Source organism: Paenarthrobacter histidinolovorans, from assembly GCF_014647595.1.
GTDB classification, from domain to species: domain Bacteria; phylum Actinomycetota; class Actinomycetes; order Actinomycetales; family Micrococcaceae; genus Arthrobacter; species Arthrobacter histidinolovorans.
Genome location: NZ_BMPM01000001.1, coordinates 419,582 through 439,669 on the forward strand (window position 1 = coordinate 419,582; position 20,088 = coordinate 439,669).

19 protein-coding genes are annotated in these 20,088 nt (G+C 63.4%); 6 read left to right on the forward strand and 13 right to left on the reverse strand.

The features are described from left to right. Positions 1 to 37: 37 nt before the first annotated feature. Positions 38 to 1,270, forward strand: a complete 1,233-nt coding sequence (locus tag IEY62_RS01895; protein WP_189013452.1) for a DNA recombination protein RmuC — start codon at positions 38 to 40, stop codon at positions 1,268 to 1,270. A 101-nt stretch (positions 1,271 to 1,371) separates the two neighbouring features. Here IEY62_RS01895 and IEY62_RS01900 read toward each other — a convergent pair whose 3' ends face one another. Next, positions 1,372 to 2,457 carry a 4-hydroxy-3-methylbut-2-enyl diphosphate reductase gene (locus IEY62_RS01900; protein ID WP_189013454.1) on the reverse strand — a complete coding sequence of 362 codons (1,086 nt, stop codon included), beginning with the start codon at positions 2,455 to 2,457 and terminating at the stop codon, positions 1,372 to 1,374. A 24-nt stretch (positions 2,458 to 2,481) separates the two neighbouring features. Next, positions 2,482 to 3,345: a hypothetical protein gene (locus IEY62_RS01905; protein WP_189013456.1), complete on the reverse strand. Its 864-nt coding sequence runs from the start codon at positions 3,343 to 3,345 to the stop codon at positions 2,482 to 2,484. Positions 3,346 to 3,526: 181 nt separating this feature from the next. On the opposite strand from IEY62_RS01905, the gene xseA reads away from it, so the two are divergent. Both xseA and IEY62_RS01915 read left to right on the forward strand, forming a co-directional pair. Beyond that, entirely contained in the window at positions 3,527 to 4,804 is a 1,278-nt protein-coding gene (gene xseA, locus IEY62_RS01910; protein ID WP_189013458.1) for an exodeoxyribonuclease VII large subunit, read from the forward strand. 37 nt (positions 4,805 to 4,841) lie between these two features. Continuing rightward, a complete protein-coding gene (locus tag IEY62_RS01915) occupies positions 4,842 to 5,099 on the forward strand; it encodes an exodeoxyribonuclease VII small subunit (protein WP_189013460.1) in 258 nt (85 codons plus the stop codon). 20 nt (positions 5,100 to 5,119) lie between these two features. Here the strand turns inward: IEY62_RS01915 and IEY62_RS01920 are convergent, their stop codons facing one another. The 9 genes from IEY62_RS01920 to IEY62_RS01960 all read right to left on the reverse strand — a co-directional run bounded on the left by IEY62_RS01920 (position 5,120) and on the right by IEY62_RS01960 (position 14,711). Continuing rightward, positions 5,120 to 5,974: a polyphosphate kinase 2 family protein gene (locus IEY62_RS01920; RefSeq protein WP_189013462.1), complete on the reverse strand. Its 855-nt coding sequence runs from the start codon at positions 5,972 to 5,974 to the stop codon at positions 5,120 to 5,122. Positions 5,975 to 6,029: 55 nt separating this feature from the next. Beyond that, positions 6,030 to 7,250 carry a pyridoxal phosphate-dependent aminotransferase gene (locus IEY62_RS01925; protein ID WP_189013464.1) on the reverse strand — a complete coding sequence of 407 codons (1,221 nt, stop codon included), beginning with the start codon at positions 7,248 to 7,250 and terminating at the stop codon, positions 6,030 to 6,032. 120 nt (positions 7,251 to 7,370) lie between these two features. Next, a complete protein-coding gene (locus IEY62_RS01930; protein WP_189013466.1) occupies positions 7,371 to 8,327 on the reverse strand; it encodes an ABC transporter substrate-binding protein in 957 nt (318 codons plus the stop codon). Further along, on the reverse strand, positions 8,324 to 9,067 hold the full coding sequence (locus IEY62_RS01935; RefSeq protein ID WP_189013468.1) for an ABC transporter permease: 744 nt from the start codon (positions 9,065 to 9,067) through the stop codon (positions 8,324 to 8,326). The genes IEY62_RS01930 and IEY62_RS01935 overlap by 4 nt, the downstream gene beginning before the upstream one ends. Then, entirely contained in the window at positions 9,064 to 9,804 is a 741-nt protein-coding gene (locus tag IEY62_RS01940) for an ABC transporter permease (RefSeq protein ID WP_189013470.1), read from the reverse strand. The genes IEY62_RS01935 and IEY62_RS01940 overlap by 4 nt, the downstream gene beginning before the upstream one ends. Continuing rightward, entirely contained in the window at positions 9,804 to 10,898 is a 1,095-nt protein-coding gene (locus IEY62_RS01945) for an ABC transporter ATP-binding protein (protein ID WP_308424476.1), read from the reverse strand. Before IEY62_RS01945 ends, IEY62_RS01940 begins: the two co-directional genes overlap by 1 nt. 155 nt (positions 10,899 to 11,053) lie before the next feature. Continuing rightward, positions 11,054 to 12,223 (reverse strand): ribosome small subunit-dependent GTPase A, encoded by a 1,170-nt coding sequence (gene rsgA / locus IEY62_RS01950; protein ID WP_189013472.1) that lies wholly within the window; start codon positions 12,221 to 12,223, stop codon positions 11,054 to 11,056. Between the two features lie 199 nt (positions 12,224 to 12,422). Beyond that, a complete protein-coding gene (locus tag IEY62_RS01955) occupies positions 12,423 to 12,884 on the reverse strand; it encodes an NUDIX hydrolase (RefSeq protein WP_189013474.1) in 462 nt (153 codons plus the stop codon). Positions 12,885 to 12,914: 30 nt separating this feature from the next. Then, on the reverse strand, positions 12,915 to 14,711 hold the full coding sequence (locus IEY62_RS01960) for a glycoside hydrolase family 35 protein (protein WP_189013476.1): 1,797 nt from the start codon (positions 14,709 to 14,711) through the stop codon (positions 12,915 to 12,917). A gap of 50 nt (positions 14,712 to 14,761) precedes the next feature. Between IEY62_RS01960 and IEY62_RS01965 the strand changes: the two genes are divergently transcribed. After that, a complete protein-coding gene (locus IEY62_RS01965; protein ID WP_189013478.1) occupies positions 14,762 to 15,793 on the forward strand; it encodes a pirin family protein in 1,032 nt (343 codons plus the stop codon). Between the two features lie 3 nt (positions 15,794 to 15,796). Here IEY62_RS01965 and IEY62_RS01970 read toward each other — a convergent pair whose 3' ends face one another. Continuing rightward, positions 15,797 to 16,732: an N-acetylglucosamine kinase gene (locus IEY62_RS01970; protein ID WP_189013479.1), complete on the reverse strand. Its 936-nt coding sequence runs from the start codon at positions 16,730 to 16,732 to the stop codon at positions 15,797 to 15,799. Positions 16,733 to 16,815: 83 nt separating this feature from the next. Here IEY62_RS01970 and IEY62_RS01975 point away from each other — a divergent pair, with 83 nt between their 5' ends. Then, a complete protein-coding gene (locus tag IEY62_RS01975; RefSeq protein ID WP_229784996.1) occupies positions 16,816 to 17,808 on the forward strand; it encodes a nitronate monooxygenase in 993 nt (330 codons plus the stop codon). On the opposite strand, the gene IEY62_RS01980 is transcribed toward IEY62_RS01975, so the two are convergent. Next, positions 17,783 to 18,757, reverse strand: coding sequence for a LysR family transcriptional regulator (locus tag IEY62_RS01980; RefSeq protein WP_189013480.1), 975 nt, complete (start codon positions 18,755 to 18,757; stop codon positions 17,783 to 17,785). The genes IEY62_RS01975 and IEY62_RS01980 overlap by 26 nt on opposite strands. A gap of 96 nt (positions 18,758 to 18,853) precedes the next feature. On the opposite strand from IEY62_RS01980, the gene IEY62_RS01985 reads away from it, so the two are divergent. Then, the gene (locus IEY62_RS01985; RefSeq protein ID WP_189013481.1) at positions 18,854 to 20,083 is read left to right on the forward strand and encodes an MFS transporter; all 1,230 of its coding nucleotides are present in this window, start codon (positions 18,854 to 18,856) and stop codon (positions 20,081 to 20,083) included. Positions 20,084 to 20,088: the final 5 nt, after the last annotated feature.

Below are 20,088 nucleotides of genomic sequence, written 5' to 3' on the forward strand. Positions count from 1 at the left end.
CGCTAAAACTGTCGGACCCCTGTGACAGGGTTGCCTCATGGATGGATTTGGATTGGTTTTGGCTCTGCTGATGCTGCTGGTCGGCGCTGCTGTTGGTCTCGCTGCCGGCTACGTTGTTTTCCGACGCCGGGGCGCCGGCCTGGAAGAGGACTTCGACGCCGTCTCGTCGCGGCTTTCGGAGGTGACGGCCCAGTTGGCAGCGGCCGACGCCGAGCGGCGGCTGTTGTTTACGCAGAACCGCGAGTTGAGCGCGGCCAGGAATTCCGATGGCAGTGTTCTACGGGCTTTGGCTCCCGTAGCCGAGAAATTGACTGCGGTTCAGCAACAGGTGTCGTTGCTGGAACGGGACCGCGTTGAGCAGTACGGACAGCTTGCCCAGCAACTGCAGGACGCACGACTTTCCGATGAACAGCTTCTCAGGTCCACCCACGCCTTGGCCTCCGCTCTCCGTTCCAACAGCGCTCGTGGCCAGTGGGGTGAAGTTCAACTCCGCCGGGTGGTGGAAGCGTCCGGGATGCTGCGCCATGTGGACTTCCACGAACAGGTGCATTCGGGCAGAACCGAGAACACGTTGCGGCCCGACCTCGTGGTTCAGCTGCCCGGCGGCAAGCAACTGGTGGTGGACGCCAAGGTCCCGTTGGCCTCCTACCTCGCGGCCCAGGAGCAATTGCATGGAGACGGGGCCTTCGGTGAATCGGTAACCCCTGCCAGCAACCAGGACTCAAAAACACTCCTGGCACAGCACGCCAAAGCCCTTAAGGCACACATCGATGCTCTGGCTACCAAGAAGTACTGGGATATTCCGGGCAACTCCCCCGAACTGGTGATCTGTTTTCTTCCGGCGGAGTCCATCCTGGCATCCGCGCTTGAGGCCGATCCCGCGTTGCTGGAGCACGCCCTGTCCAGGAACGTCGTCCTGGCCTCCCCCGGCACGCTGCTGGCTGTCCTCAAATCCGTAGCCTTCACCTGGCGGCAGGATGTCCTCACGGACAGTGCCCACGAGCTGTTTGAGCTCGCCAAGCAGTTGTACGAACGCATGGGCACACTGGGTGAGAATGTCAGCAAGCTGGGGAGCTCCCTCAAGACCTCCGTAGATCGCTACAACGCCATGGTGGGCACCTTGGAAGCACGAGTGCTCCCCACGGCCCGCAAGCTCAACACCATGGACGATGCCGGCCTCACAGCACCGCCGCAAGTGGAAGCCGTGCCCCGGGCCCTGGCAGCCCCGGAGCTCCTTGAAAACAGGGAAGACCGCGATTCAGCAGCCTGATCAACGCGATTCAGGAGCCTTATTAAAAGACCCGTCGCAGGCCGTCCGTAGGCGGCCCGCGACGGGTCAAATGTTCGGAGCCCAGTGTCTGGGTTTGGGCCCTAGGACGAGGGCCGGTTGCCGCGCCCACCCAGGGCGCGCGTGACGTCGCCGGCCTTCTTCAAGGTTGCACGCAGTTCCTTGGGCAGTGAGAAGAGGAGGTCTTCTTCTGCCGTGACAACTTCCTGAACTTCACCGTAGCCATAGTCCGCCAGCAGTCGCAGGACATCCTGCACCAGGACTTCAGGAACAGAGGCCCCGGAGGTCACACCAACGGTAGCCACACCTTCGAACCAGGCTTCGTCCACCTCGTTCGCAAAGTCGACACGATATGAACTCTTGGCTCCGTATTCGAGGGCAACTTCAACCAGGCGTACCGAGTTGGACGAGTTCGCGGAACCCACGACGATCACCAGGTCAGCCTGCGGAGCGATCTTCTTGATGGCTACCTGGCGGTTGGTGGTGGCGTAGCAGATATCGTCGCTGGGCGGATCCTGCAAGGTCGGGAAGCGGTCTTTCAGGAGACGGACAGTTTCCATGGTCTCGTCCACGCTCAGCGTCGTCTGCGAGAGCCAGATGGTCTTCTCCGGGTCACGGACAGTGACCTTGTCCACCTCGTGCGGGCCGTTGATGATCTGGATGTGCTCGGGAGCCTCGCCGGCCGTACCTTCAACCTCTTCATGGCCTTCGTGGCCAATGAGCAGGATGTCGTAGTCATCCTTGGCGAACCGGACAGCTTCGCGGTGAACCTTCGTGACCAAGGGGCAGGTGGCATCGATGGTGCGAAGGCCGCGGTCCTCAGCCGACTGGACAACAGCGGGAGAAACGCCGTGTGCCGAGAAGATCACCAGGGCGCCCTCGGGAACTTCGTCGGTTTCCTCCACGAAAATGGCGCCCTGTTCTTCCAGGGAACTGACCACATGGACGTTGTGGACGATCTGCTTCCGGACGTAGACGGGCGGCCCGTAGTGCTCCAAGGCCTTCTCAACAGCGATGACAGCCCTGTCCACACCGGCACAGTAGCCGCGCGGGGCTGCCAGCAGGACCTTCTTGGGACCCGTAACGGGAGCCGCTGCCTGTACCTCTTCCGGAGATCGCCGTCTGCGGGGCACCATTGGCATAGGAATGGAAACTGCTGTGCTGGTCATGTCTCCATGCTACCGGCCCGGCCTTTAGCTCACGGCAGAACGTGACCGTTGTCGCCCTGACACCGCCGCAGCTATGACGCCCACCACAAGGACAGCCCCGGATACCACCGCAGCAACAACAATCCATTGCCCAAAGCCTGTCCTGGCTGCAGTGAGGAACTCATCCTTGAACAGCTCCGCAACACCATTGGCACTGTCGAGGTTCCCCACCACTCCCCCGGCGAGATCAGCCCCGGCAGTCCAGAGGGCCGAAAGGGCCAATCCACCAAGTCCCAGGAACACCATCACCAGGGAACGCCGTCGTGAGGCAACGAGCGCGAGGAGGGCCGAAACCACGGCGCCGAGCGCCGCCACCCACCACAAGGGAGCGAAGGCCGCGACACGCTCAACAAGTTGCCGGTGGGAGGGCTGCCCCAGCGACACCAGGCTCTCGGCCGGAACATCAATCCGAATCGTGGTTGCCTCGGCGAAGTGGTCGCGAACAAGCCTGACCATGGGACCGATATCGAGGACCAGAGCCGTACTGCCGCGGGCTTCTTCGGGTTGGTCCGCTGTGCCGAAGTTGAGCCTGTGGCTGTTCCTGACAGTGTCCTCCCAAGCCTTTGGATAGTCACTCCACGACTGCATGCCCGAGGCAGCTTTCCGCAGGGCGTCGGCGGCCAGGGACTGTATGGGATCCGGGAGATCCACCGAGGACTCAAAGGTCCCAACAGCGGCAGCGGCCAGCTTGCTCTGGAATCCGGGATCATTTCCCAGGGATCCCGCGATGCGGACAAACCCTTCTTCCTTGACGATGTTCTGGTCCACCCACGCGGTGGGAACGGCGATGGCCGTGAGGAGCACGGCGAGGACCACTCCAACTGCTGTGACAAAAGTACGCAAGGTCATCCTTGGGGTTGGGGGCAGTGCCACCATCCTAGGTCTGTCCACATGATAGGAAAAATGTCGGGGCCGGCGATAAAGCTATGGATAGAGTTGGAAGGCGGCCGGCATCCAAGGACGCACCCCTGAACGAGGACAACAAGAATGCAGCCACAACCGCAGCGACCGGAACAGGCACGGACCAGCCATGTCCGCTGAAGCGACGCCGGAATCAACCCTTCCCGGGACCGCTGCTGAAACCAGCCCGGACAATCCCTGGCCTCTGCAACTGCTGTCCCGGAAACTCAAGGCCCACATTGAGCGTGCACCGGCTGCGTGGATCGAGGGCCAGGTCATTGAGATGAACCGCAGGGGCGGCAACGCCTTCCTCACGCTCCGTGACGTCGACGCCGAAATTTCCCTGCCTGCCTCCGTATGGTCCACCGTGCTGGACCGGCAAAAAGTACCGCTGGAGCGCGGATCGCGCGTGGTTGCCCTGGTGAAGGCGGACTTCTGGGTGAAAACCGGGCGCCTGAACATGTCGGTCAAGGACATCAGGCCGGTTGGCCTCGGTGACCTGCTGGCGAGGATCGAAAGGCTGCGCCAGGCCCTTGCAGCGGAAGGCCTGTTTGCCGATTCCCGGAAAAGGAAGCTGCCACTGCTCCCCCACCGCATCGGCCTGATAACTGGCCGGGACTCGGACGCCAAGAAGGATGTCATGCGCAATGCTGCCCTGCGGTGGCCCGCCGTTGAGTTTGATGTCAGGGAAGTGGCCGTCCAGGGAAACACCGCAGTTTCCCAGATCATTGCCGCCCTGAAGAAACTCGACGCCGATCCGCACGTGGATGTCATCGTGCTGGCCCGCGGTGGTGGCGCACTCGAAGACCTACTCCCGTTCAGCAATGAGGACCTCATTCGCGCGGTCTCGGCAGCAAGCACCCCTGTGGTCAGTGCCATCGGCCATGAGGCCGACCGGCCCATCCTGGATGATGTTGCGGACCTCCGCGCGTCCACACCCACGGATGCCGCCAAGCGGATCGTTCCGGACGTCGCAGAAGAACTGGCCATGGTCCGGCAAGCGAGGGAGCACCTGCGCCGCGGCATCAGCCGCATGGTGGACCGCGAAATGGACAGGCTTCATTCCCTGAAATCACGCCCGGTCCTCGCCTCGCCGGCCACCATGGTGGACGCCCGCGCGGAGGATATCCATCGCCTGCAGCGCAGAACACATTCAGCGGTCAGCACGGCCGTTGTGAGGGCACTGGACCAAGTGCATCACCTGCGGGCCCAGGTCCGGGCACTGTCACCGCAGAAGACCCTGGACCGCGGTTACGCCGTTGTCCAACTCATGGGAGAGGACCAGGCAGGCCACCATGTGGTCAGCACTCCCGAGGAGGCTCCGGACGGTACAGCACTCGCCATTCGGGTTGCCCACGGACGATTCAAGGCCGTCTCCGCCGGTCACGGGGAGATCCTGGAACCGTGATTTCCCCACAGCCCGGCAAAACCACGCAAAGGACATCATGACCGACAACAATCCAACAGCCTCCGGGACCGATCCCCTGGACTCCCTGAGCTACGAAGAAGCCCGCGAACAGCTGGTCGCCGTCGTCAGCCGGCTCGAGGCAGGCGGGGCCAGCCTCGAAGAGTCCCTGGCCCTCTGGGAACGCGGTGAGGCCCTTGCCAAACGCTGCGAGGACTGGCTGGAAGGCGCCCGCAAACGCCTGGCTACCGCCCGCGACGCAGGGAACGACGCCGGAGCTGCCGCCGGCTCCGACTGAAGCTTGGAGGCACGGGACTGCTAGGAATCCGCCACCAGCGCGCGTTCGGCGGCGACGTCAAAGGTTGCTTTGGGCCAGTCCAGGTCCAAGCCTTCAAGTGCATCCAGCAGCAGCTGTTGCACGGCGATCCTGGCGTACCACTTCTTGTTTGCCGGGACGACGTGCCAAGGCGCCACATCCGTTGAGGTCTTCTCAAAGGCGAGGTCGTAGGCCGCCATGTAGTCATCCCAGAAGGCCCGCTCAGCGAGGTCCGTCCGACTGTACTTCCAGTGTTTGGTGGGATCGTCAAGCCTGGCAATGAGTCGCTTCTTTTGCTCGTCCTTGCTGATGTTAAGCATGACCTTGACCACGGTGGTGCCCTGCTCGGCAAGACGGGTCTCGAAGTCATTAATCGCAGCATACCGGCGTTCCAACTCGGAAGCGTCGGCCCAGCCGTGGACGCGATGAATCAGGACATCCTCGTACTGTGAACGGTCAAAGACTCCCACCATTCCGGCGGCAGGGACTTGCTTCTCGATCCTCCACAGGAAGTCGTGCGACTTTTCCTCGTCAGTTGGGGCCTTGAATGCTGATACTTGAACGCCTTGGACATCCATGGCGCCCACTACGTGGCTGACAATGCCACCTTTCCCGGCGGTGTCCATGGCTTGGAGTATCAACAGGAGCCGTTTCTCGCTGCCCGCCCTGCCCTCGGCGAAGAGCTTTTCCTGCAGCTCCGCCAGCCGCGCATCCTGTGCCTCCAGCAACGCCTTGCCGTCAGCTTTGTTGCCCGTGTAACCAGGAGTGGATTGCGGATCAACGCTTGCCAGCGAAAAGCCTGGTCCAACCCTTAGAACTTCGGCTGGACTCTTGGCAAACTCAACTGCAGCAGCCATGTGGCATACCCCTTCTGCCCGGACGCGCCCTCATGGCGCGGCTATGAACCTCAGGCTAGTTGCCCGGGTACCTCGACAGGAAGTCCGCCATGCGGCCGATCGCTTCCTCGATGTCCTTAACGTTGGGCAAAGTCACCATCCGGAAGTGGTCAGGACGAACCCAGTTGAACGCACGTCCGTGGGAAACCAGGATCTTTTGTTCCTTCAGAAGGTCAAGGACAAACTTTTCGTCGTCCCTGATGTGGTAAACCTCGGGATCCAGTTTCGGGAACAGGTACAAGGCACCCCGTGCCTGCTGGGTGCTGACTCCCGGGATGGCGTTAAGGAGGTCGTAGGCCTTGTTGCGCTGCTCCAGGAGCCTGCCGCCTGGCAGGATGAGGTCGTTGATGCTCTGATAGCCACCGAGGGCAGTCTGAATGGCGTGCTGGGCAGGAACGTTGGCACACAGGCGCATGTTGGCCAGGAGGTTGATGCCTTCGAGATAATCTGCGGCGTCCTTCTTCGGCCCGGAGATAGCCATCCAACCGGCACGGTAACCGCAGACACGGTAAGCCTTGGACAGACCACTGAACGTCAAGCAAAGGACGTCGTCACCGGTCAACCCGGCGAGGTTGGTGTGGACGGCATCTTCGTAGAGGATTTTTTCGTAGATCTCATCGGCGAACAGCACCAGGCCGTGCTTTTCTGCCACGGCCACAATCTTCTTGAGTGTCTCTTCCGGATATACGGCACCCGTGGGGTTGTTCGGGTTGATCACCACGATGCCCTTGGTTCGTGGCGTGATCTTGGATTCGAGATCTTCAAGGTCGGGCTGCCAGCCCGACTCCTCATCGCAGAGGTAGTGCACCGGGCGGCCACCGGCGAGGGCAACCGAGGCAGTCCACAGCGGGTAGTCCGGTGTGGGTATCAGAACCTCGTCCCCATCCTCCAACAGAGCCATGAGGGACATCGTGATGAGTTCGCTGACCCCGTTGCCCAGGTAAATGTCGTCCACGTGGATGTTCTGGATTCCACGGGTTTGGTAGTACTGCGATACGGCTGTCCGGGCCGAGAAGATTCCGCGGGAATCGCTGTAGCCCTGGGCGTTCGGGAGGTGGCGGATCATGTCCACCAAGATGGCGTCGGGCGCTTCAAAACCAAACGGGGCCGGGTTTCCGATGTTCAGTTTGAGGATTCTGTGACCCTCCGCCTCCATTTGCTGGGCGGCCTGAAGAATCGGTCCACGGATGTCGTAGAGGACATTATGAAGCTTGGTGGACTGCTTGAATTTCGCCATTCCTCAAATATGCCATACGGGTGATGGAGTTCAGCTGAGACTTAACTCACATATACGACGACGGCGGTGACGGACCCGCGCGGGTCCGTCACCGCCGTCGTACGCGGTTTTGTCCGGGTGCTACTTAACGATGCCCTTGTCCTTCAGCCACGCTGCTGCTGCGTCCTTGGGTGCCTGCTTCTGGTCGCCACTTACGGCCCTGTTCAGATTGATGAGGTCCTCGGTGGTGAGGATCTTGGAAACATTGTTGAGTGCTTCCTTGGCCTTGTCCGTCATCTTGGCTTTGCTGTAGAGCGGCAGGACCTGCTGGGCCTTGAAGTTGTTCTTGGGATCTTCAAGGACCACGAGGTCGTTGTCAACGATGGACGGCGTGGTGGTGTAGATGTCGGCCACCTGGACCTTGTCCTCCAACAGAGCCTGGAGGGTCAGGTTGCCACCGCCGTCACTGAACGGCTGCAGGCCCTTGAGCTCGCAGTTGTAGTTCTTCTTCAGGCCGGGGAAGCCGTACGAGCGGGTCTCGAACGTTGCCGGAGCAGCCATGGTGAAGTCCTTGCACACCTTGGCCAGGTCCTCGATGGACTTCAACTGGTACTTCTCGGCCGTCGCCTTGGTGACCACCATGGCGTCCTTGTCCTCTGCCTTGGCAGCATCCAGGACCCCGAGGCCCTCAGGAAGCTTGCCGGGGAGCGCCTTGTAGACGTCATCGGCCGAGACCTCCGCGGCCTCGGTGTCTACGAAGGAAAGGAGGTTGCCGGAGTAGTCAGGTACGAGGTCGATGGAGCCATCCTGCACTGCCTTGAAGTAGATCTCACGCGAACCGATGTTCGGCTTGGACGTGGCCGTGAGGCCTGCGGCGTTAAGGGCTCCCACGTAGATCTCAGCGATGACTTGGCTCTCGGGGAAGTCGGCAGAACCAACCACCAGGGAACCTCCGCCGGACGAGCCGCTGGGGGCCGCGGAGGACGGAGTGGCCAGGGGGCTGCCGCCGCAAGCACTCAAGGCGAGGGCCACACCCACACCGGCTGCGAGGCCGCCGAGACCACGGCGTGTAAGGGTCATGGGGACGGGGTTCTTCATGGTGTACCTCCTTGAACGGCAGCCCCGGCTGGAGCCGCGGCTGTGAGATCTTCGGCGGCCTTGTGGCTGCCTCTTGAGTCGAGGGTGAGGCCTGGAGAAAGGACCATCCGCTGCACTGCAGCGAGGATCAGGTCCACGACGATCGCCAGGCCGGCGATGAGCAACGAGCCGCCAAGCATCCTGGGGAAATCCTGAAGGACAAGGCCGTCGAACAAGTATCGGCCCAGCCCTCCCAGCGGCAGGTACGCAACCACGGAAACAGTCGCGATGACCTGCAACACCGCGGTTCGGATGCCACCGAACATGACCTGCAGGCCATTGGGCAGTTCCACCCGGAAGAGGATCTGCAGTTCGGTCATGCCCACGGCCCTGGCAGCATCAACCACATTGGCGTCAACGCTGGAAATACCGGCGTAGGTACCGGCGAGAAGCGGCGGCACGGTGAGGATCACCAGCGCCCAGACTGGAGGCATGAGTCCGCTCCCGGCGAGCAAGGCGAAAAGGACCAGCAGGCCAAGGGTGGGCAAGGCGCGGAGGGCGCCGGCTACGGCGACAGCCACAACGCGGCCCCGGCCCGTGTGCCCGATGAACAGGCCCACCGGCACGGCGATGACTGCGGCGATGAGCAGGACAAGCCCGCTGTATTGCAGGTGCTCCAGCAAGCGGGTGGGAATTCCCCCGGTTCCGGTCCAGTGTTTGGGGTCGGCGAGCCACGCAATGGTCTCGGCAAAAATATTCATCCTGACGCCCCCGGATCTGTTCGCAGACCTGCATGCGGCAGGCCGGGTCCGGACTTGGGTTCAGTGATCAAGGTGGTGGCGTCGGCACCGGAAGACTTGCCCCCTGCCGCGCGGGTCCAGGGCGTCAGGAGTCGTTCCAACACCACAAGAACAGCATCCATCAGCAAGGCCAGGACCAGGATGGCGAGGATTCCCACCACGACTTCAGTGATGAAAGTGCGTTGCAATCCGTCGGTGAAGAGGAATCCAAGGTTCCCTACGCCCAGCAATGCCGCAACGCTGACCAGGGAGATGTTGCTGACCGACACTACCCGAAGGCCGGCGAACATCACCGGGAGGGACAACGGCAGGTCCACCTGGAAGAACCGGGCCATGGGTTTGAAGCCCATGGCAACGGCCGCGTTCCGGAGATCATCGTCCACGGAGTCGAACGCGTCCATCGCTGCGCGGACCAGCAAGGCCACGGCGTAGATGGTCAGCGCCACCACCACATTCAGGGGGTCCAGGATCCTTGTGCCCAGAATCGTGGGCAGAATGATGAACAGGGCAAGCGAAGGAATGGTGTAGAGCAGTGACGTCGCAGTAGCCACCACTGAGCGGAGCGTGCTGTTCCGCCGGGCAAGCTGGGCCAGGGGAATGGAAATCAACAATCCCAGGACCATGGGAACGATCGCCAGCACCAGATGCTGGCCGGCAAGTCCCAGGACCATACCGCTGTTGGCGAGGAACCACTCCATCAGGTGGCGTCCTCCCTGTGGTGGCGGACTTCCTCGATCAAGGCCAGGACTTCCGGCGCCTTCAGGACTCCGGCAACCCGGCCGTCGTCGTCCACTGCCACGCCAAGACCCGACGGCGACGACAACGCGGCGTCCAAAGCGCGGCGCAGCGTGTCCCCCTTGCGGAAGAGCGAACCACCGGGGATCAGACCGGCGCCGTCACGCGGCGAGGACCACCCCAACGGACGGTTGTCGGTGTCGACCACCAGGGCCCACTCCCCCGAGCGGCGTCCAGCGCTTTGGCCGTCGTTGGCGCCGACCATGGTCACCGGGTGCAAGGTCACGGCATCGGCCGGGTTGAAAGCCAGGTGCCGGAATCCGCGGTCGCGCCCAACGAAGGAGGCGACAAAGTCGTTTGCCGGTGCCCTGAGGATTTCCTCCGGCGCTGCGTACTGGGCCAGCTTGCCGCCAACGGCAAACACCGCCACTTTGTCGCCGAGCACAGTGGCTTCGTCAATGTCGTGCGTGACGAACACGATGGTCTTGGCAAGTTCGCGTTGCAGGCGAAGCAGCTCCTGCTGCAATTCGTCGCGGACCACGGGATCCACGGCGCTGAACGGTTCGTCCATGAGCAGGACCGGCGGATCAGCAGCAAGCGCCCGGGCAACCCCGACGCGCTGCTGCTGACCACCGGAGAGTTGGCTCGGGTAGCGCTTCCCGAGAACCGAAGCCAGCCCGACGACGTCGAGCAGTTCCGCCGCGCGTTTCCGCGCCGCTGCCTTGGGCACGCCGTTAAGCCGCGGGACGGTGGCGATGTTGTCCAGTACAGAGCGGTGCGGCAACAGGCCCGAGGACTGCATCACGTAGCCCATGGAGCGGCGCAGCTTGGCCGCGGGAACCTGGGATACGTCCTCACCGGCTACGGTGATGGTCCCGCTGGTGGGCTCCACCATGCGGTTGATCATGCGCAGGGACGTGGTCTTGCCGCAGCCGGAAGGCCCAACGAACACGGTAATGGCACCTTTGTCGATGGACATGCTGAGGGCATCCACCGCCGGTTGCCCGCCCTGGTATTGCTTGGTGACGCTCTGGAACTCAATCATGGCTTCGGCCATACCCGGGCTTACCTATCTGTGGTCGAGAACATCGGTAGGGCCTGATGATCATATGCATTCTTATTACTTGGCTGCAAAGCAATCTTCACCCAGCGTAGCCAGCACCACCGACGATGTCAGCGGCGGCACGACTTCCGTAATCAATCGGCAATGTTTCACCGCTTCCTTCGTTTGGCTCCCCTGCCCGACCGTTCCTCAGCCTGGTCGTGTTTATAACGTTCGACGGCGCGTTGGCCCCTGTCTGCCGACATCACCTTCTGGTGCCATTCACGCTGGTAGGCGCGGCGGGCCGCGGCATCATGCTTACGGTTCAGTGCGGCCAGCTCGCGCTGCAGTTTCAGGTAGCTGGCCCATCGCCGCGCATCCAGGGCCCCTTCCGCGAGCGCCTGCTGCACGGCGCAGCCCGGCTCAGCCTGGTGGGCGCAGTCAGCAAAACGGCACTGGGCGAAGAGTTCGTCCAGGTCTCCGAACATCTCCTCCATCCCGTCCTCCGCGTCGAAGAGCCCGAACCCGCGGACGCCGGGGGTGTCCATCAGGACAGCTCCGCCACCGAGGGGCACCAGTTCCCTGGCCGTTGTGGTGTGCTTGCCTTTGCCGTCGCCTGCACGGACTGCACCGGTCTGCTGGATGTCCTGGCCGGCGAGTGCGTTGATGAGCGTCGATTTCCCCGCTCCTGAAGGACCCAACAGGACCAGGGTGGCACCGGGCGGGATGTGCTGCATCAGTTCGTCGAGCCCATCACCTTGCTCTGCCGAGGTGGTGACCACTTCCACGCCGGCCGCTTGCACGATGACCTCCCCCACCACGTCATCCGCAAGATCCGCCAGGTCGGCTTTTGTGATGACCACCAACGGAGTGGCTCCGGAATCCCAGGCAGCCACCAACGTGCGTTCCAGTCGGTTGTGGGTCAACGGCCGGTCCACGGGGACCACCACCGCCACAATGTCGATGTTGCTGCCAAGGACTTGTTCCTCGGAGGAAGCCTCAAAGGCGCGTTTACGGCTCAAGGCCGAGTATCGCGGCAGAACGTCGACGACGGCCGGCTCGCCTGCGTTGTTGTGGCCAAGCCAGACCCAGTCGCCAGTGGCAGGTACCAGTCCTTGGGCAGGATAGGGAAGATGCAAAAGGTGGTCAGCGGATGCCACGAGCACCCGGTTGCGGTCCAGCCGGACCACCCTGCCCGCGCTGGCCGTGTCCTGGTTGACCGCCGGGAGGTTGGCGCTGAAGAGTGCAGCTGTTCTGTCTGTGAAGCCGTATTCCGCCGGTCCGCGGAACTGCATGGTGGTGCTGGCTGAAGGGTCGCTTGAAGAAGCGTAAGTGTTCAATGAGATGCCTCTGTTGAGGCCCGGTTGCCTGCTACTGGCGGGCAGATGCCGGGACAGGATGAGTGGTGTGATGACGGTGCGCCGCCGCGTGCGGGGCGCGCGAAGTTATGGCAATCATCAAAATCCACCTCCTTGGGCATCAGGACCGGCGTGGAGGCCGGCAACGATGCCAAGCCTAGCCAACTGTTGGGCAGCTTGGCTAGCCCTGCGTGCTGGGCTTTCCGTCTGCCGGGCGCTCACTAAGGAGGCGCAGTGCAGTATCGACCAGGGAAACCCTGTTCAGCTTCACGACGTCGTGCAAGGGAATCCACGCGGCATGGGTTGTGCTGCCGTCCACCTCATATGTCAGTTCTCCGCCCACTACGGTGGCCTCGTAGACAATCCGCAGGGCCTGGAAGCCACGTACGGACCCGTCCGGACGCGTCTCTCCCGGCCAGTGTCCGACGTCGATCCCCAGCATGCGGTCAATCCTGGCCTCGTAGCCGGTTTCTTCCAGGACTTCGCGCCGGCATCCGTCCACGGGGTGTTCGGCAAAGTCAAGGCCACCGCCGGGAAGGGTCCATCCTTCCTTGTCATCCTGCTTCCAGTAGGCTAGGAGTATGCGCTCTTCCTTGACGATGACGGCGTAGGCTGCGGGGCGGGTGTCGAACTGCGGGCTCATCGTGCCAGCATAATTCCCTTCGCCCGCTCCCTACGGCAATTCGGCGGCAGCGATGGGGCCCGGTTCTTCGGGGCCGAGGTCCGGCTTGGCACGCAGCTCGACGACGGTTCCCGGCTTGCCGAGTTCAAGAACCTTGATGTGGTTGAGGCCTGCGTTCAGCAACGGTGCGGGCGCGTAAAGCGTGACCTGCGGCCCTTTTTCCCAGTACCGACCGAGAAGGAAACCATTGAGCCAGACGAAGCCCTTCCCGGAGTCGGGCAAGGCAATGTACGTATCGGCCGGTTCTCCCAAGTCAAAGTCGGCCCCGGCAAGGTGTTCCAGCTCATCGTTTCCCCACTCGGAGAGGGCCACCGGAACCTGTGTCCAGTGGAACGTATAGCGCTGGTTCACCAGGACGCCACCCAGAATGCCCTTGCCCTGCCCGGTGAGGGGCCCGTAGTTGATGCGTCCCAGGTTCTCCACCAGAATGTCGAGCTTGGCGGAGGCGCCGGTGCCTGTCACGGGCAAGCCTTCAGCGCCGCTGGTGTCGTCCAGCACTCCGGCAAAAACGCCATCCACCCAGATGTAGGCGCGGTCGTTCAAGCCCGTGATCTTCAACCGGCACTCGCTGGGAGCCTCGGCGCGGCCAGGGAGGATGGCGTCGGCCGAGTACAGGACCATACCGGCGTCGAGTCCGAGCTGCTCGAAGCTGAGGGGCTTGACGCTGCTGACGGGCTTGGCGGACCTGCGCGCAAGCTCAAGCAAATCCATGCCCGCGGACAGTGGCAGGGACTGCGCCGGTACCACCGGAGGGTCCGCCAACAATTCGAGGGGGAGCCCGGGCATCTCCTCGAGGCCCTGCGCACGGAAGAATTCTGCCCGGAGCGCATGGAATTTCGGCGTCAGGGCACCGTTCTCCGCGATGGGAGCGTCTGAGTCGTAGCTTGTGACCGTGGGCTGCAAGCGGGAGCCATCGTGGTTGCTGCCGGATCCGAGGCCGAAGTTGGTCCCGCCATGGGCCATGTAGACACAGACGGAGCCACCAAGATCAAGCATCTTCCGTGCTTCACGGGCTGCATCGGCAGCATCACGGCGGTGGTGGTGTTCACCCCAATGGTCAAACCAGCCGCCCCAGAACTCAACGTTGAAGAACGGCTCACCCGGCCGGCGCCGTTTCCACGTCTCCACGGCCTCGTCTCCCCGGCTTCCCAGCGTTGCCGTAGCCCATGTTCCCTCAACCGCACCGCCGTCAAGAAAGTAGTCGGTGCCGCCGTCGGCTGTAAACAGCAGTTCCGTGATGCCCCGCTCTTCCAGCACCCTGCGGTTCCAGCGGATGTATTCGTGGTCGTCGCCGTAGCTGCCGTACTCGTTCTCAATCTGCACGGCTACCACCGGCCCGCCCATGGAGGTCTGCCGGGAAGCAACGATCGGCAGGAGATGATCAAACCATTCCTCAATGGCGGCGGTGAAAACCGGGTCCATGCAGCGCAACCCGATGCCCGGGATACCGGTCAGCCATGACGGGAAGCCGCCGTTGTCCCATTCGGCGCAGATGTAGGGACCCGGGCGGACAATGACATCCAGCCCTTCCTCCGCTGCGAGGTCGATGAAGTGCCCGATGTCCCGCCAGCCAGTGAAGTCCGGTGCTGCATCACGCTGCGGCTGATGGAAGTTCCAGGCCACGTAGGTGTCTACAGTGTTGGCTCCCATGGCCTTGAGCCGACGCAGGCGGTCCCGCCACAGCCCGGGGTGAACCCGGAAGTAGTGGATGGCTCCAGCGAGGATGCGGTACGGTTCACCCGAACGGTAAAGGACGGCGTCGTGGTAGCTCAAAAGGGCGTTGTTCACACGGAACAGATTAGCTCAATTTCCAACATTTATGCACAGGTGATGAACACGTGACCAATCTTGATACTTCCCCTGCACAGGAAGTTTGCCCTGCCGCACCCGAAGGCCAGGGGCCATGCGTTCAACTGTGGCCTGAACGGGAAGTCCCCTTGGGCGGCGTCCGCGCCATGAACGTCATGAGGACACTGCCGCAGCGGGGACTGCCGACCGTCGGAGCCTGGTGCTTCCTGGACAGTTTTGGCCCTGACCGGGTGGCCATGAGCGTCCTTCCCCACCCTCACTGTGGCCTGCAGACTGTCACCTGGCCGTTGGAAGGCGCCGTGCGGCACCGCGACAGCGTGGGGAGCGACGTTGTGGTGCGGCCTGGCGAGCTGAACATCATGACCGCCGGCAACGGTATTTCCCATTCGGAGTTCTCGGTCCTTCCGGCCACTACCGGAGACGGTTCCAGCCCGCTCGTCGAGGAATTACCGGTTTCTCGGGGGCTCCAGCTCTGGGTTGCCCTTCCGGACGAGCATCGCCACCGCGCAGCGTCATTCGAGCAGGTCCGGAACCTGCCGGTGGCCACAGGAGACGGTTTCTCGGCCACAGTCATGGTGGGCGAGTTCGCCGGACAGCGCTCCCCTGCCACAATGTTCAGTCCCATCGTGGGCGCCGACATCGTGGGATCCGGCCGGCTGGAACTTCCATTGCGGCCCGACTTCGAGCACGCCGTACTGGTCCTGGACGGCCACCTCGTCATTGACGGCCAGGAGGTCCAGGCCGGTCCTCTTGCCTACCTCGGCGCCGGCCGGTCCAGCCTCGCCGTGGAAGCACAGCCTGAAACCCGCTTCATGCTCCTTGGCGGCGAGCCTTTCGGCGAAGACCTCCTCATGTGGTGGAACTTCGTTGGGCGCACCCACGAGGAAGTAGAACGGGCCCGTGAAGAATGGGAAGCGGAAGGATTACTCGACGCCGCTGCTGCCGCGGCCTCGCGCTTCGGCCAAGTCCAAGGCCACGGACCTGATGCCGGTCCCGAAGCCGGCCGGATTCCTGCTCCCCCGCTTCCCGGCGTCAAGCTGCGCCCCCGGACCCGGGGCTGAGCCCTACACCCGCTGCTCAGCCACCAGCCGGGGAACACCGAAGACCGGATCCTGCCGGAGGATCCGCACATCAGTGATCCCTTGCTCGGCGAGCGCCGACGTGAACGCATCCTGCAAACGGGAAACGTTCATTCCCAGCCCGCTGCCCAATATGACCGGGCCGTTAAGGCCCAGTTGGCGGATGGCCTGGCCGGCGAGATCGGCGAGGTCACGCCCGGCCTGCACCACCATGGCCTGGCCGGCCTCGTCGCCGGCATCGGCTGCTTCCACTACGACCCGGGCCTGTTGGGCCCAGTAGCGGCGGCCTGTGTCCGGTGAATGGAACAGGGCTATGAGCTTCCCCGGTTCATCCACTCCGCAGGAATCCAGGAGGGCGCGGCTCAGACGGTCAGGCTCCAGCCCTTGGTTCATCCGCCGCAAACTGTGCCGCACGGCTTCCCTTCCCAGCCAGTATCCGCTTCCTTCATCCCCCAGGAGGTAGCCCCAGCCACCCGCCCGGGCTTCCTGGCCGGCGTCGTTCTTTCCCCACGCTGCCGAACCTGTTCCGGCAATGACGGCCACACCGGTGCTCGCTCCCCCGGCTGCCAGCAGCAGCCTCGAATCGTGGACCACGGTGATGCGCGCCCCCGGCGCATGGGGAGCGATGAGGTCAGCGAGCGCCTGGGCATCTTCTTCCGTATCGATTCCACCGGCACCTGCGTACACCTGGTCGATCCGGCCACCACCGATTTTTCCGAACAGTTCAGCCAAGTTCGCCGCAGCCTGCTCCCGGCTGACATTCTGGACGTTGGCACTGCCTGCAGTCTCGTCCCGGAGCGGTTCGTCGTCCTGGAACCTCACGCCGCGGGTCTTGGTGCCGCCGATGTCGAGCCCGATGACGGTGCCGCTCGCGGTCGCGGCGGGGGCAGGGGAATGCAGGGCGGAGTCACGATTGTTCACCGTGAAAGACTAGCTTGGAGCGTCCTGAGGAGGAACCGACCATACCTCAATTCCTGTTTGGCACACCATTTATTGCGGCCCCCATGGCCGGAGGAACATCAACGCCGGCGCTGGTGCAGGCTGTCCATGAAGCCGGCGGGCTGGGTTTCCTCGCTGCCGGGTACAAGAGTCCCGCTTCCATGGCTGGGGAGATCTCCGCGGCGAGGGCGCTGGGAGTCAGGTTCGGCATGAACGTCTTCGTTCCGGACGCGGAGGCACTCTCGCCTGGGCCCGGGGAGCGGGCACGGCTGGAAGCGTATCGCACTGAGCTGGAACCGGAGGCGGCACAGTATGGTGTCACGTTGCCCCCGCTTCGCCTCGATGACGATGACGCGTGGCAGGAAAAGATCGATGTCCTGATGACGGACCCGGTGGAAGTGGTGAGTTTCGCTTTCGGCCTGCCCGGGCGGGCAGTGATCCAGTCCCTGCGAAAGGCCGGCACGTTGGTCGTAACCAGCGTGACAAGCGTTCAGGAAGCCTTGGCCGCTGCGGAGGAGGGTCCTGACGCCCTGGTCGTCCAGCACACCTCGGCGGGCGCACACAGTGCGTCCTTCCTGACGGCTGATTCGGCAACCCCGACGGCCAGTACGACGGCGGAGCTGGTCACCCAGGTGCGTTCCGCCGTCGGGCTTCCGCTCATAGCGGCCGGTGCGATCATGGGCAGCAGCGAGCTGCGCGGGGTGCTGGCCGCGGGCGCCGAAGCCGCCCAGATTGGCACAGCCCTGGTCCGTACCGAAGAGAGCGGAGCGAGGCAGACCCATAAAGACGCCCTGGGAGATCCTGCTTTCACGGAGACCACCATGACCCGTGCTTTTACGGGACGCCCGGCACGCTCCCTGGTGAACGAATTCGTGCAGAATCACCCGAACGCCCCCAAGGGCTACCCGGCCATCCACCACCTCACCGCCCCGGTCCGTGCTGCGGCGTCCGCGGCAGGTGACCCGCAACGCCTCAACTTGTGGGCAGGCACGGGCTGGCGGCAGGCGCGAACAGGATCAGCGCGGGATGTTGTCACGGACTTCCTGAACGGGCTCTGACCAGTTCGGCCAACAGTTCGCCGCCTTCGGTCACCACCAGTTCGCGGAACAGCCGAACGGCGTCGGGCTCGAAGTTCCGCTCCCGCCAGGCAATACCAATTTGCCGGAAGGCCAAATCGGATTCGATGGGAACCTCTACAAGCCCGAGTTCGGCCTTGGGCAGGAACTGGCCGGTGCCGGAGCCTGGCCCGGCCGGTGGAAGAATGCTGAAGCCCAGGCCGGCGGAAACCAGCCCGCGGGCCGAGGTAGACTCCTGGACCTCAAAGGCAATGCGTGGCCGGAACCCCGCTTCACGGAGCAGGGCCTCCCCCAATGCCCGCAAGCCTACTCCGGCCGGCAGCGTCACATAGGGCTCGTGCCGCAGCTCGGAGAGGTCAACGCTGGGCCGCCCGGCCAAGGGATGCCGGTAGTGCAGCACAGCCCTGAGTGGCTCCCGGTAGAGCGGGTGGGAGCGGATGCCCCGGCCCTCCGGCGCTATGGGCGCCGTCAAGGCGAAATCCATCTCCCCACTGGCAAGCTGCTGCAGGCAATCGTCGCGGGGCCCCTGCCAGAGTTCGAAGGATGCGTGGGGATGACGGCCGCGGAACGCGCTGATCAGGAGAGGGAGAGTGGCTTCACCGAACGTGTGCTGGAACGAAACCCCGATCCGCCCCCGCACCACGTCCGATTCATGGCGCACCCGGTCCAGGCCGGCCTGGAAATCCTCCAACGCAGCGTCGATGTACGGCAGGAGCGCCTTCGCCGCGGAGGTGAGTCGTATACCGCGACCGTCCCGCACCAGCAGGTCGATCCCAACAATCGCACTGGCGCGGGCTACGGCCCTGCTGACCGTGGACTGCGGCACCCCAAGTAGCTCCGCCGTTTCGGTCATGTGTTCCGTGCGGCCCAGTTCTGCCAGGACGGGCAGGAGCGGGAGGAGTTGGACAAGCTGCTGGTGATCCGGTTCCACGACGTTCCCCTTACCTGGCGAATCATGCAAGAATGCATCAATTATACGCAACTCATGCATTGGAATGGGTAGTCGACGTCGTCCTACGCTGGGCCGGTGAACAGAACGAGCCTTGAGCCTGGGATAGACAGCTGGGACGGGCACGTCAAGGGGTCCCGTGGCTACAGCCGCGTACTGGCGGCACTGGCCCTTGCCGGCGTCGCGACATTCGCCCAGCTCTATTCCACCCAGGCTGTGCTGCCCCTGATGGCAGCGGATCTCCACGTCACTGCCGCGGAAGCTGCACTCAGCATTTCCCTCGCCACCGTCGGTCTTGCCGCCACAGTGCTTCCGTGGTCGTTTGTTGCCGACAGGATCGGCAGGGTCCGCGCCATGGCCATCGGCATAGCTGCCGCCACCATCCTGGGGCTGCTTGTTCCCTTGGCCCCGAACGTGCCCATGCTGCTGGGGCTGAGGATGCTCGAAGGCATGGCCTTGGGCGGCATCCCCGCAATCGCCATTGCGTACCTCAATGAGGAAGTCACCAGGATCCACACGGCCCTTGCCGCCGGCAGCTATGTTGCCGGCACTACTTTGGGCGGCCTGGCCGGGCGGCTGGTGGCGGGGCCCGTCGGCGAATTGTGGGGCTGGCGCGCAGCTGCCCTTGCCGTGTCCCTGCTGGCTACCGTGGCCGCTGTCCTGTTCCTGGTGCTTGTTCCCAAACAGCGTCGCTTCACGCCTGCACCGCCAGCGGGTTTCCGCGGAGCCATCAGTACGTTGGGAGGACATTCACGCAATCCAAGGCTCGTGTCCTTGTACTTGCAGGCATTCCTGCTCATGGGTGGTTTTGTGGCGGTCTACAACTACCTGGGCTTCCGCTTGCATGCCGAGCCTTTTGGGCTGCCGGCCACGGTGGTCAGCCTCATATTCCTTGCCTACTTGTCGGGTACGGTGAGTTCCCGATGGGCGGCCGGGCTCACCACCAGGTTCGGACGGCGGAATGTCCTGGTAGCGGGCATCATCATTTTGTCGGCCGGCTTGGCATTGACCCTGCTGGATAACCTCGTGTGCATCCTTGCCGGACTGGTAATTTTCACCGGCGGGTTCTTCGCAGCCCACAGCGTCGGATCCGGCTGGACCGGCGCCATTGCCACTACCGGCAGGGCACAGGCAGCATCCCTGTACAACCTGTCCTATTACCTCGGTTCCAGCGTGATCGGCTGGGCTGGCGGCCTGGTCTTCCAGCGCTTCGGATGGACAGCTTTGGCGGTTGGCGTCATCGCCCTGTCATGCACGACGGCGGCCGTCACCTTGGCAGTGCACCGTCCATCACGGATTTCCCCCTGATTCCG

Bases quoted from the DNA above. Each gene is read 5' to 3' on its own strand.
- IEY62_RS01955 (WP_189013474.1), bottom strand. From the start codon at position 12,884: ATGAGCCCGCAGTTCGACACCCGCCCCGCAGCCTACGCCGTCATCGTC.
- IEY62_RS01895 (WP_189013452.1), top strand. From the start codon at position 38: ATGGATGGATTTGGATTGGTTTTGGCTCTGCTGATGCTGCTGGTCGGC.
- IEY62_RS01920 (WP_189013462.1), bottom strand. From the start codon at position 5,974: ATGGCTGCTGCAGTTGAGTTTGCCAAGAGTCCAGCCGAAGTTCTAAGG.
- IEY62_RS01975 (WP_229784996.1), top strand. From the start codon at position 16,816: ATGGCCGGAGGAACATCAACGCCGGCGCTGGTGCAGGCTGTCCATGAA.
- IEY62_RS01900 (WP_189013454.1), bottom strand. From the start codon at position 2,457: ATGACCAGCACAGCAGTTTCCATTCCTATGCCAATGGTGCCCCGCAGA.
- IEY62_RS01935 (WP_189013468.1), bottom strand. From the start codon at position 9,067: ATGAATATTTTTGCCGAGACCATTGCGTGGCTCGCCGACCCCAAACAC.
- IEY62_RS01945 (WP_308424476.1), bottom strand. From the start codon at position 10,898: ATGGCCGAAGCCATGATTGAGTTCCAGAGCGTCACCAAGCAATACCAG.
- IEY62_RS01930 (WP_189013466.1), bottom strand. From the start codon at position 8,327: ATGAAGAACCCCGTCCCCATGACCCTTACACGCCGTGGTCTCGGCGGC.
- IEY62_RS01940 (WP_189013470.1), bottom strand. From the start codon at position 9,804: ATGGAGTGGTTCCTCGCCAACAGCGGTATGGTCCTGGGACTTGCCGGC.
- IEY62_RS01905 (WP_189013456.1), bottom strand. From the start codon at position 3,345: ATGACCTTGCGTACTTTTGTCACAGCAGTTGGAGTGGTCCTCGCCGTG.
- IEY62_RS01925 (WP_189013464.1), bottom strand. From the start codon at position 7,250: ATGGCGAAATTCAAGCAGTCCACCAAGCTTCATAATGTCCTCTACGAC.
- xseA (WP_189013458.1), top strand. From the start codon at position 3,527: ATGTCCGCTGAAGCGACGCCGGAATCAACCCTTCCCGGGACCGCTGCT.
- IEY62_RS01915 (WP_189013460.1), top strand. From the start codon at position 4,842: ATGACCGACAACAATCCAACAGCCTCCGGGACCGATCCCCTGGACTCC.